The organism is Herbidospora cretacea, assembly GCF_001570605.1.
GTDB lineage: Bacteria > Actinomycetota > Actinomycetes > Streptosporangiales > Streptosporangiaceae > Herbidospora > Herbidospora cretacea.
In genome coordinates, this window is sequence record NZ_BBXG01000011.1 from 41,955 (window position 1) to 51,742 (window position 9,788).

A 9,788-nucleotide genomic window follows, 5' to 3' on the forward strand; every position below is an offset into this window, starting at 1 on the left:
CGATCAGTAGGTGCACTGGACGACGACGTCGTCCAGTTCGATCTCGGCGGGGTAGGGCCCGTTGTCCGTGGCCACCAGGGCGAACCGGAGCACGACATCGGCGCGCTGCGCGGTCCAGCTCACCGTGTGGAGCGTGTAGTCGGCCCGCCAGCCGGGATAGGGCACCGTCTTCAGGGCGATGTACGTCCAGGTGTCCGGATCGATCACTTCCACGTTCAGCTGGGGACCTCCGCCGCGCAGTCTCGCCCAGACGCCCGCGGTGCACCTGATGGGTCCTGGCCGGGTGATGAACGGCGTGAGGGTGATGGTGCGCCCGATCGCGCACCAGTCGGGCCGGTAGAGCACCCGCCAGTGGGCGAAGCCGGTCCCGGTGCGGGGCGGCCCGATTCCGCCGGTGTAGTAGGGCCCCCAGCACTGGTCGACGACGGTGGCCGACCATCGGCTCTCCGGGTTGCTGGACGGCTCGAACCCGTCGCTGAGCTGCCAGATCCCGGCGGACGCCGGGCCGGCCGGGGCGAGCACGACCGTGAAGGCGACCGTGACCGCGACGAACGCGCGGGACAACCTCGAACGTAAGCGCATGCGCCCAGTGTGGGAGCCCTTCGACGCCCTGTGGACCCTGGTCTTTCCGGGCGCAGACCCTGGGGTCCGCCCCCGCTCCCGCCGTGGCGGCGGGAGGCGGGAGCGGCCGGTGAGCGCCGGGTTCGGCGGGACGCAGGGGCGGCGGGCGGGGCCGGCCAGGCGGAGCCGTAACGGAGGAAAGAGCTTCTAGGTCAGCTTCGTGAGGGCGGCGTTGATCCGGTCGATCGACTTCTCGCGGCCGAGGACCTCGATCGACTCGAACAGGGGCAGGCCGACGGTACGGCCGGTGATCGCGACGCGGACCGGGGCCTGGGCCTTGCCGAGCTTGAGGCCGTGTTCGGCGCCGACCTCCTCAAGGGCGGTCTTGAGCGACTCGGGGTTCCAGTCGGCGGTGGCCAGGCGGGCGGCGTAGCCGGTGAGGATCTCCCGGGCCCCCGCCTTCATGGCCTTCTCCCACGACGGCTGGTCGTGGACGGGCTCGTCGAGGAAGAGGAAGTCGACGTTGGGCGCGATCTCCGACAGGACCGAGACGCGGGTCTGGGCGAGCTCGGCGAGCTTGGCGAACAGGTCGCGGTCCCACGCCGGGTCGAGGAACGGGTCGCAGCGCTCGACGAACTCGGCGAGGGTGAGCCTGCGGATGTACTCGCCGTTGAACGCCCGCAGCTTCTTCTCGTCGAAGAACGCCGACGACAGGTTCACGTTGCGCAGGTCGAACAGGGGCGCCATCTCCGACCACGGCATGATCTCGCGGTCGTCGCCGGGGCCCCAGCCGAGCAGCATCAGGTAGTTGACCATGGCCTCGGCGAGGTAGCCCTCGTCGCGGTAGGACTCCAGGGCCACCTTGTCCCGGCGCTTGGAGAGCTTCTGGCGCTTCTCGTTGACGATCACCGGCACGTGGGCCCACACCGGCGGGGTGTGGCCGAGGGCCTCCCACATCAGCTGCTGCTTGGGCGTGTTGGACAGGTGCTCCTCGGCGCGGATGACCTGGGTGATGCCCATCTCCACGTCGTCGACCACGTTGGCCAGCACGAACAGCGGCGAGCCGTCGGCGCGGGCGATCACGAAGTCTTCCATCGCGTCGTTGGGGAACTCGACCGTGCCTCTGACCTGGTCTTCCACCACCGTGACACCGGTGTCGGGGGTGCGGAAGCGCAGCGCGCCCTCGGTCAGCCCGCGATCGCGGCAGTGGCCGTCGTAGCCCTTGTGCTCCGAGCCGGTCCGGGCCTTGACGTCGTCGCGGGTGCAGGTGCAGTAGTAGGCGCGGCCCTCCTTGTGGAGGCGGGCGGCCGTCTCGCGGTGCTGGTCGGCGTAGGACGACTGGAAGTAGGGGCCCTCGAAGAGCGGCGACTCCTGGTGGATGCCGATCCACGCCAGGGCCGAGATGATGCCCTCGGTCCACTCGGGGCGGTTGCGGGCCGCGTCGGTGTCCTCGATGCGGAGCACGAACCTGCCGCCGGTCTGCTCGGCGACGGCCCAGTTGAAGAGGGCCGAGCGGGCGCCGCCCACGTGGAACATGCCGGTGGGGGACGGCGCGAAGCGAACACGTACCTCAGTCACGAGAGACAACCCTGTTGGTGAGAGTTCCAATGCCTTCGATGCCCACGGAGACCTCGTCACCGGGCTTGACCGGCCCGACGCCGGCGGGGGTGCCGGTGAGGATCACGTCACCCGGCAGGAGGGTCATGACGGCGGTCACGTGGGCGATGAGCGCCGGGATGCCGAAGATCAGCTGGCTCGTGCGCCCGCTCTGCCGCAGCTCGCCGTTGACCGTCGTGGTCAGCGCGAGGTCGGCGGCGTCGAGGTCGGTCTCGATCCACGGCCCGAGCGGGCAGAACGTGTCGAACCCCTTGGCGCGGGTGAACTGGACGTCCTTCCGCTGCAGGTCACGGGCGGTCACGTCGTTGGCGCAGGTGTAACCGAAGATCACGTCCTTGGCCCGCTCGACCGGCACGTCGCGGCAGAGCCGCCCGATCACGACGGCGAGCTCGCCCTCGTAGTCGACGTGCTGGGTGAGGTTCTCGGGATAGGCGATCGGCTCGTTGTGCCCGATGACCGAGGTCGACGGCTTCAGGAAGATCATCGGCTCGTCGGGGACGTCGTTGCCCATCTCCTTGGCGTGGTCGGCGTAGTTGCGCCCGATCGCCACGACCTTGGACGGCAGCATCGGCGCGACCATGCGCACCTCGGCGACGGGGAACCGCTCCCCCGTCAGCGACACCCCGCCGAAGGGATGACCGTCGATCCTCGCGAGCACCTGCTCGCCCTCTTCGACCACACCGAAGGCGACCCCGCCACCAGTGGAGAACCTCGCGATACGCACCGTCCCAGGCTAGTGCCTCGTAAGGTGGCGCCATGGCATCGGTAGTGAAGATCAACGTCCTGACCGTCCCGGCGGAGATGCGCGACGACCTGGAGAAGCGGTTCGCGGGCCGCGCGGGCACGGTCGAGTCGGCCGACGGGTTCGAGTGGTTCGAGCTGCTCCGGCCGGTCGACGGGACGGACAAGTACCTGGTCTACACGCGCTGGCGCAGCGAGGAGGACTTCCAGAAGTGGGCGGGGCAGGGCCACGGCCAGGGCCAGGCCGAGGTGTGGACCTTCGACGTCGTCCAGAGCGCCGGTGCTGTACGGGATCTGAACCAATAACGCCGATCGAGCTGCGTGATCAGGGGCAGCGGGGAGATAATCGGCCCATGGCCTTTCCGAGTCGTTACGACGATGTCCCGGACCGCGCCCCCCTGTCCCTGAGCGCTCTGCGCGGCCCGTCCGAGGGTGTCGTCGACCTGCCGCTCCGGCTCTGCTGGTCGGGCCTGCGCAGCTTCGACGTCGGGGATCCGACGGAATGCAGGATGATGTACCAGATCGTCATCACCGAGGGCGTGCGGGCCGATGTCGAGCGCTATCTGGCCTACGACCGGCTGCTCGAAGTGTGGCCCCGATTCCACCTGATGCTCGGGTCCGCCTACGTGGACACCTGGGAAGATCGCTTCCCGGTCCTCCGTGAAGTGGCCGAACGAGGCGCTCCGGCCCTCAAGGCCGAACTGCGCCGGGCGCGGGAAGTGCTTGAGGCGAGGCGTCCGGCCTGATGGACATGCCCGATTTCCATCGGCGCGTCCTCCTGATCGCACTCGAGGTGTGCGACGAGCACGGTCTGGTGCTGGCCGGTGGTTACGCCATGCGCGCCCACGGCCTGGTGGATCGGCCAAGCATGGACCTCGACTTCGCCAGCTTCGACGCTCCCTCCATACCTGACGCGACACGGGCGATGGCCGAGGCGTTCCGACGCCATGGCCTGACCTCCGAAGAGGTGCGCGGCACTCCGCTGCTCGGCCGTCTGATCGTCACGGACCCTGCCGTCGACGAGTCCATCGCGGTCGACCTCATGAAAATGCCCCTTCAAAGGGCTCCGGTCCGGAGGCATGACATCCCGGTCGCCAGTCTTGACGACATGGCGGGCATGAAGGTGGCGGCGCTCAACGGGCGCAACGTTCCCCGAGATCTCATCGACGTCGCGGCCGTCAGGGACATCTACAGCTTCACCACACTGGAACGCCTCGGGTCGTTGTTCGACGACGACTTCGACCTCATCCGCCTCGTCGACCGCTTGGAAACCGCCGTGGAGACCGACGCGCGGGTCTTCGGGCACTACAAGCTGACCGACGATCACATCGAGAGCATCCGGCAGTTCGCTCTGGACTGGTATAAGGATCTCGCACTCCGCCTGGCGCGAGACGAGATCGTCGATTAGCACGTTCCGGCTTCTCAGGTGTTTCCCAGGCTCCGCCGACCGACTTGACCTGCACCGCACCGTCGGCCAGCATGAGCCGCGCCCCCCTATGGAAGGATCAGGCGTGACGCGCCGTCTTCGATTCGGCGTGTTCGCCGTTCTTGTCGTTTTAGGGAGTCTGCTTCAGGTCGTCCCCGCGCAGGCCGCGGCCAAGACGCCCGAGTGTCAGGGTGAGTGGCTGCCTTCCACGCCGACCTCTCCCGAGGTCATGAACGGCGAGCTGGGGTTCCTCGATCTCGACACGGTGCGGATCGGGGATCGGGTCGACTGGAAGCTCGACCCGTACAAGAACCGCTCCTGGGTCATGGTGTTCCAGTCGCTGCGGTGGGCCGGGCGGCTGGTCGCCGACTACGAGACCACCGGCAAGGACGCCTACCTGGCGCGCGGCACCGCCGTGATCAGGGACTGGGTCGAGAAGAACCCCTACCGAGGGCGGAACACGCCGAAGCTGGCCTGGGCGGAGCACACCGTCTCGCTGCGGACGCCGGTGCTGGTGTGCCTGTCGAAGCACCTGTCGGCGAAGTGGCTGACCGACAGCCTCAACGCCCACGCGCGGTTCCTGAACGACAACTCCCACTACAAGTGGGGTCACAACCACGGTCTCGACGCCGACATCGCCCTGCTGGGGGTCGGGTGCCGGATGGGCAACGCGGCCTGGCGCTCCAAGGCGCTGAGCCGGATGACCACGACGACCAAGATGGACGTCGACTCCCAGGGCGTCCTGCGGGAGCAGTCGCCCCGCTACGCGATCTACTTCCACGAGCGGCTCAAGGTCGCCATGGACCGGATCCGCGAGTGCGGCCAGCAGGTCCCCGCCGAGCTGGCCAGGCGCTTCGGCCTGATGCCCGAGCACATCTCGGCGGCCACGATGCCCAACGGCTACCTGGTCCCGATCGGCGACGGCGCCGCCGACGTGCAGCCGTCCGCCTACGCGCGGCCGGACTCGAAGGTCCAGATCTACAAGGCCGGGTACGTGTTCGGGCGGTCCGCCTGGGATTCCAAGGACGCCTCCTACTACTCGATCCGGTACGGCCCCGGCATGAAGTTCCACGGCCACGAAGACCACCTCGGCGTCACCTACTACGCCCAGGGCCGGGCGATCCTGACCGAGGCCGGCTTCCACTCCTACGAGCCGAGCCCCTACCGCGACTGGACCCTCTCCCCCCAGGCCCACAACGTGCCGATCCCGCAAGGACGCAAGCTCCGGCCGAGCACTCCGTCGTCGCTGACGAAGAAGACCGTCACGGACGATCGCCAGTCGTACACGCTGACCGACAAGGCTTACGGCGTAGGCCGGACCCGGGCCGTGCTGGTCAACCACGACCGCAAGGACGTCATGGCGGTCCTGGACACGGTCTCCTCGGGCAAGGTCGCCAACCTGTGGCACCTCGACCCGAAGCTGGCCGTCACCGAGAACAGCGGCGGCCGCGTCGTGGTCAAGGACAACGACTGGCGCGCCTCGGTCGTGCAGTTCAGCTTGCCGGGCTGCAAGCCGGTGAAGGGTCAGAAGATCGTGACAGGCCGCCCGAAGCCCTTCCAGGGCTGGATCTCCCAGACGTACATGCAGAGGACCGCCGCCCCGGTGATCGTCTCCCCAGCGGCGAAGGCCCTGCTCACCGTAGTCGTGCCCGGCACCGCCGACGGCCCGGTGACCTGTTCGGGGAGCACGGTCATCGCGCACACCCCGAACGGCCCCGTCTCCTTCAAGATCTCTGGAAAGAACCTGGCCTGACTTGGTCATACGGCCAACCAGTCGTGGCTTGGCCGCGTCCGGGTCCTGGACTGAGGAGCGCAGGAGAGCGAAGCGAACCGGAGCGACGAGGGAAGGCCCGGACTGAAGGCGGCCAAGCCCGCCGCGCCGGAGGCGCGGCAATTAGATCTGGTAGCCCGCCCGGAGCAGGCCGAACGTCACCGCCTGCTCCAGGGCGTGCCAGGAGGCCTGGATGATGTTCTCGTCGACGCCGACCGTGCTCCAGTCGCCCTTCGGGTCGCTTGAGGTGACCAGCACGCGGGTGACCGCGTCGGTGCCGTGGGTGCCCTCGACGATGCGGACCTTGAAGTCGATCAGCTCGACCGTGGCGAGCTCGGGGTAGAGCTTCTCCAGCGCCAGCCGGACCGCCTTGTCGAGCGCGTTCACCGGGCCGTTGCCCTCGCCGGTCGCGACGATGCGCTCGTCCTTGGCGTGGAGTTTCACGGTCGCCTCGCTGACGACCTCGCCGGTCGGGCGGCGTTCGACGATCACGCGCCACGACTCGACGGTGAAGTGGCGGCGGCTCTCACCGTGGAGGGTGTCGCGGAGGAGGAGCTCGAACGACGCGTCGGCGGCCTCGAAGGTGTGGCCGCGCGACTCCAGGTCCTTGACCCGGTCGACCAGTTCGCGCGACTGGTCGCCGGTGAGCTGGTAGCCGAGTTCGCGGCCCTTGAGCTCGACCGACGCCCGGCCGGCCATGTCGGAGACCAGCATGCGCATGTCGTTGCCGACCTCGGCCGGGTCGATGTGCTGGTAGAGGTTCGGGTCGACCTTGATCGCGGAGGCGTGGAGGCCGGCCTTGTGGGCGAAGGCCGAGGCGCCGACGTAGGGGGCGTGGGAGTTGGGGGTCACGTTGGTGACTTCGGTGATGGCGTGGGCGACCCGGGTCATGTCGCGCAGCGCCTCCGGCGGCACGAGGTCGAAGCCCCGCTTGAGCTGGAGGTTGGCCACCACGGTGAACAGGTTCGCGTTGCCCGACCGCTCGCCGTAGCCGTTGGCGCAGCCCTGCACGTGGGTGGCGCCCGCCTTGACCGCCGCGAGGGTGTTGGCGACGGCGCAGCCGGTGTCGTCGTGGCAGTGGATGCCGATCCGGGCGCTGGTCGAGGCCGCGTGGTGGACGACGTCGGCGAGCTCGTCGGGCAGCATGCCGCCGTTGGTGTCGCACAGGGCGATCACCGAGGCCCCGGCCTCGGCCGCGGTGCGGAGCACCTCCAGGGCGTAGGCGGGGTTGGACTTGTAGCCGTCGAAGAAGTGTTCCGCGTCGAGGAACACCCGCTGACCCTCCGCACGCAGGTGGGAGACCGTGTCGCGGATCATCGCGAGGTTCTCCTCCAGGGTCGTGCGGAGGGCCAGCTCCACGTGCCGGTCGTGACTCTTGGCGACAAGGGTCACGACGGGGGCACCGGATTCGCGCAATGCGGCCACCAGTGGGTCGTCGGCGGCCTTCACTCCGGCCCGGCGGGTCGCGCCGAACGCGGCGAGCTGCGCGTGCTTCAGGTCGAGCTCTGTTTGAGCGCGCCGGAAGAATTCCGTGTCCTTGGGGTTGGCGCCCGGCCAGCCGCCCTCGATGAAGCCGACCCCCAGGGCGTCCAGGTGACGGGCGATGGCCAGCTTGTCGACCACGGAGAGGGTCAGGCCCTCCTGCTGTGCGCCGTCGCGGAGTGTGGTGTCGTACACGTGGAAGCGGTCGTCGGCCATCTCGGGTTCCCTTGGGGTGTTTGTAATCGCGTGACAAACAAAAAGACCCCTCACGGGCGTGAGAGGTCTGCGCGCCTGGCTGGAATGATCCGTCAGCCGGCGCGCCTGCCAATAATGAGCAGACCGTTGAACATGGTGATGCCGAGCTTACCCATAGGAACCACCATCTGGCACATCGATCTCAACAGATAAGATAGTGATCATGAAGGGTTCCTATCTGGGCGAAGCGCTGCCGCCCTACCTCTCCGCCCACGCCACCCAGCCCGACCAGATCCTCCGCGACCTCGCGATCGAGACCTCCGCCCTGCACACCAAGTACGCGGGCATGCAGATCTCGCCCGAGCAGGGCACGTTCATGACCATGTTGACCCAGCTCACCGGCGCGAAGCTGGCGGTCGAGGTGGGCACGTTCACCGGCTACTCCTCGATCTGCATCGCCCGCGGCCTGGCGCCGGGCGGGCGGCTGATCGCCTGCGACGTGAGCGAAGAGTGGACCGCCATGGCCCGCAAGTACTGGGAGCGGGCCGGGCTCACCGACCGCATCGAGCTGCGGCTCGGCAACGCCGTCGAGACCCTGAACGCGATGCCCGCCGACGAGGAGATCGACTTCGCGTTCATCGACGCCGACAAGGCCGGCTACCCGGCCTACTACGAGGCGCTGCTCCCCCGCATGCGGCCGGGCGGGCTCATCGTCTGCGACAACACGATCCAGAACGGCAACATCACCGACCCGGACGCCGGCGGCAACGTGCCGGTGCTGCGCGAGTTCAACGACCAGGTGACCGCCGACCCCCGTGTCGATTCGGTGCTTCTCTCGGTGGCCGACGGTCTGACGCTGGTCCGCAAGCGTTAGGCGATCTTGTGCACCCAGTTGCGGGGGTCGGGACGGCTTCCGTACTGGATGCCCATGAGCTCTTCCCTGATCCTCAGGGTGACCGGGCCCGGGGTGCCGTCGCCGACGGTCCAGGAGCGGTCGGCTCCCTTGACCGAGCCGACCGGCGTGACCACGGCGGCGGTGCCGCAGGCGAAGACCTCGGTGAGCTCGCCCGACTCACACCCGGCCTGCCACTCCTCGATCGAGATGCGGCCCTCCTCGACGGTCAGGCCGAGGTCGCCGGCGAAGGTGAGGATCGAGTCGCGGGTGATGCCGGGCAGGAGCGTGCCGGTGAGCGCCGGGGTGAACAGGCGGTCGCCGAAGACGAAGAACAGGTTCATCCCGCCCATCTCCTCGACGTAGCGGTGCTCGACGGCGTCGAGCCAGACGACCTGGTCGCAGCCCTCGGCGACGGCCTGGCGCTGGGCCACGAAGGCCGCCGCGTAGTTGCCGCCGCACTTGGCGAAGCCGGTGCCGCCGGGGGCGGCGCGGGTGTACTCGGTCGACAGCCACACCGAGACCGGCTGCACGCCGCCCGTGAAGTAGGAGGCCGCCGGTGAGGCGATCACCATGTAGCGGTAGCTCTTGGAGGGGTAGTTGACGCCCAGCCCCGCCTGCGTGGCGATCATGAAGGGGCGCAGGTAGAGGCTGTGGCCCTCGGTGGTGGGCACCCATTCGCGGTCGGTCTGCACGAGCAGTTCGAGGGACTCCACGAAGGTGTCCTCGGGCAGTTCGGGCATCGCCATGCGGGCGGCCGAGGCGTTGAAGCGGGCCGCGTTCGCGTAGGGGCGGAACGCGACGATCGAGCCGTTGGCCTGACGGTAGGCCTTCAGCCCCTCGAACAGTTCCTGCGCGTAGTGGAACACCGAGGTCGCGGGGTCGAGCACGAGGGGACCGTAGGGCTCCAGGCGGGCGTCGTGCCAGCCCTGTCCCTCGGTGTAGTCGATCGACACCATGTGGTCGGTGAACGTCTGCCCGAATCCGGGCGCCTCCAGCACCCGCTCTCTTTCTGACGCGCTGCGCGCCTGGGGGTTCTGGCGCACCTCAAAGCTGAGCTGGCTGGTCATGGGTTCCTTCTCTCTACGCTACTGATGAAAACC

10 protein-coding genes are annotated in these 9,788 nt (G+C 68.5%); 5 read left to right on the forward strand and 5 right to left on the reverse strand.

All coding sequences use genetic code 11. The features are described 5' to 3' along the window. Positions 1 to 3: 3 nt before the first annotated feature. The 3 genes from AW270_RS22280 to AW270_RS22290 form a co-directional block, all read right to left on the reverse strand. Positions 4 to 582 (reverse strand): hypothetical protein, encoded by a 579-nt coding sequence (locus AW270_RS22280; RefSeq protein WP_157522410.1) that lies wholly within the window; start codon positions 580 to 582, stop codon positions 4 to 6. A gap of 186 nt (positions 583 to 768) precedes the next feature. Next, positions 769 to 2,139: a glutamate--tRNA ligase gene (gene gltX / locus AW270_RS22285; RefSeq protein WP_082801749.1), complete on the reverse strand. Its 1,371-nt coding sequence runs from the start codon at positions 2,137 to 2,139 to the stop codon at positions 769 to 771. Further along, positions 2,132 to 2,902: a fumarylacetoacetate hydrolase family protein gene (locus AW270_RS22290; RefSeq protein ID WP_061297069.1), complete on the reverse strand. Its 771-nt coding sequence runs from the start codon at positions 2,900 to 2,902 to the stop codon at positions 2,132 to 2,134. Before AW270_RS22290 ends, gltX begins: the two co-directional genes overlap by 8 nt. Before the next feature lie 32 nt (positions 2,903 to 2,934). Between AW270_RS22290 and AW270_RS22295 the strand changes: the two genes are divergently transcribed. The 4 genes from AW270_RS22295 (at position 2,935) to AW270_RS22310 (ending at position 6,098) form a co-directional block, all read left to right on the forward strand. Next, positions 2,935 to 3,225: an antibiotic biosynthesis monooxygenase family protein gene (locus AW270_RS22295; protein WP_061297070.1), complete on the forward strand. Its 291-nt coding sequence runs from the start codon at positions 2,935 to 2,937 to the stop codon at positions 3,223 to 3,225. A gap of 47 nt (positions 3,226 to 3,272) precedes the next feature. Continuing rightward, entirely contained in the window at positions 3,273 to 3,665 is a 393-nt protein-coding gene (locus AW270_RS22300; RefSeq protein ID WP_063819302.1) for a hypothetical protein, read from the forward strand. After that, a complete protein-coding gene (locus tag AW270_RS22305) occupies positions 3,665 to 4,327 on the forward strand; it encodes a nucleotidyl transferase AbiEii/AbiGii toxin family protein (RefSeq protein WP_061297071.1) in 663 nt (220 codons plus the stop codon). Before AW270_RS22300 ends, AW270_RS22305 begins: the two co-directional genes overlap by 1 nt. Positions 4,328 to 4,574: 247 nt before the next feature. Next, positions 4,575 to 6,098 (forward strand): heparinase II/III family protein, encoded by a 1,524-nt coding sequence (locus tag AW270_RS22310; protein ID WP_245674801.1) that lies wholly within the window; start codon positions 4,575 to 4,577, stop codon positions 6,096 to 6,098. A 141-nt stretch (positions 6,099 to 6,239) separates the two neighbouring features. Here the strand turns inward: AW270_RS22310 and cimA are convergent, their stop codons facing one another. After that, entirely contained in the window at positions 6,240 to 7,814 is a 1,575-nt protein-coding gene (cimA, locus tag AW270_RS22315) for a citramalate synthase (RefSeq protein WP_061297072.1), read from the reverse strand. Between the two features lie 202 nt (positions 7,815 to 8,016). On the opposite strand from cimA, the gene AW270_RS22320 reads away from it, so the two are divergent. Continuing rightward, entirely contained in the window at positions 8,017 to 8,667 is a 651-nt protein-coding gene (locus AW270_RS22320; protein ID WP_061297073.1) for an O-methyltransferase, read from the forward strand. Here AW270_RS22320 and AW270_RS22325 read toward each other — a convergent pair. After that, positions 8,664 to 9,755, reverse strand: coding sequence for a branched-chain amino acid aminotransferase (locus AW270_RS22325; protein ID WP_061297074.1), 1,092 nt, complete (start codon positions 9,753 to 9,755; stop codon positions 8,664 to 8,666). The two genes, AW270_RS22320 and AW270_RS22325, sit on opposite strands and share 4 nt — an antisense overlap. Between the last annotated feature and the right edge of the window lie 33 nt (positions 9,756 to 9,788).

Bases quoted from the DNA above. Each gene is read 5' to 3' on its own strand.
- AW270_RS22325 (WP_061297074.1), bottom strand. From the start codon at position 9,755: ATGACCAGCCAGCTCAGCTTTGAGGTGCGCCAGAACCCCCAGGCGCGC.
- AW270_RS22320 (WP_061297073.1), top strand. From the start codon at position 8,017: ATGAAGGGTTCCTATCTGGGCGAAGCGCTGCCGCCCTACCTCTCCGCC.
- AW270_RS22305 (WP_061297071.1), top strand. From the start codon at position 3,665: ATGGACATGCCCGATTTCCATCGGCGCGTCCTCCTGATCGCACTCGAG.
- AW270_RS22295 (WP_061297070.1), top strand. From the start codon at position 2,935: ATGGCATCGGTAGTGAAGATCAACGTCCTGACCGTCCCGGCGGAGATG.
- AW270_RS22310 (WP_245674801.1), top strand. From the start codon at position 4,575: ATGAACGGCGAGCTGGGGTTCCTCGATCTCGACACGGTGCGGATCGGG.
- cimA (WP_061297072.1), bottom strand. From the start codon at position 7,814: ATGGCCGACGACCGCTTCCACGTGTACGACACCACACTCCGCGACGGC.
- AW270_RS22300 (WP_063819302.1), top strand. From the start codon at position 3,273: ATGGCCTTTCCGAGTCGTTACGACGATGTCCCGGACCGCGCCCCCCTG.
- AW270_RS22280 (WP_157522410.1), bottom strand. From the start codon at position 582: ATGCGCTTACGTTCGAGGTTGTCCCGCGCGTTCGTCGCGGTCACGGTC.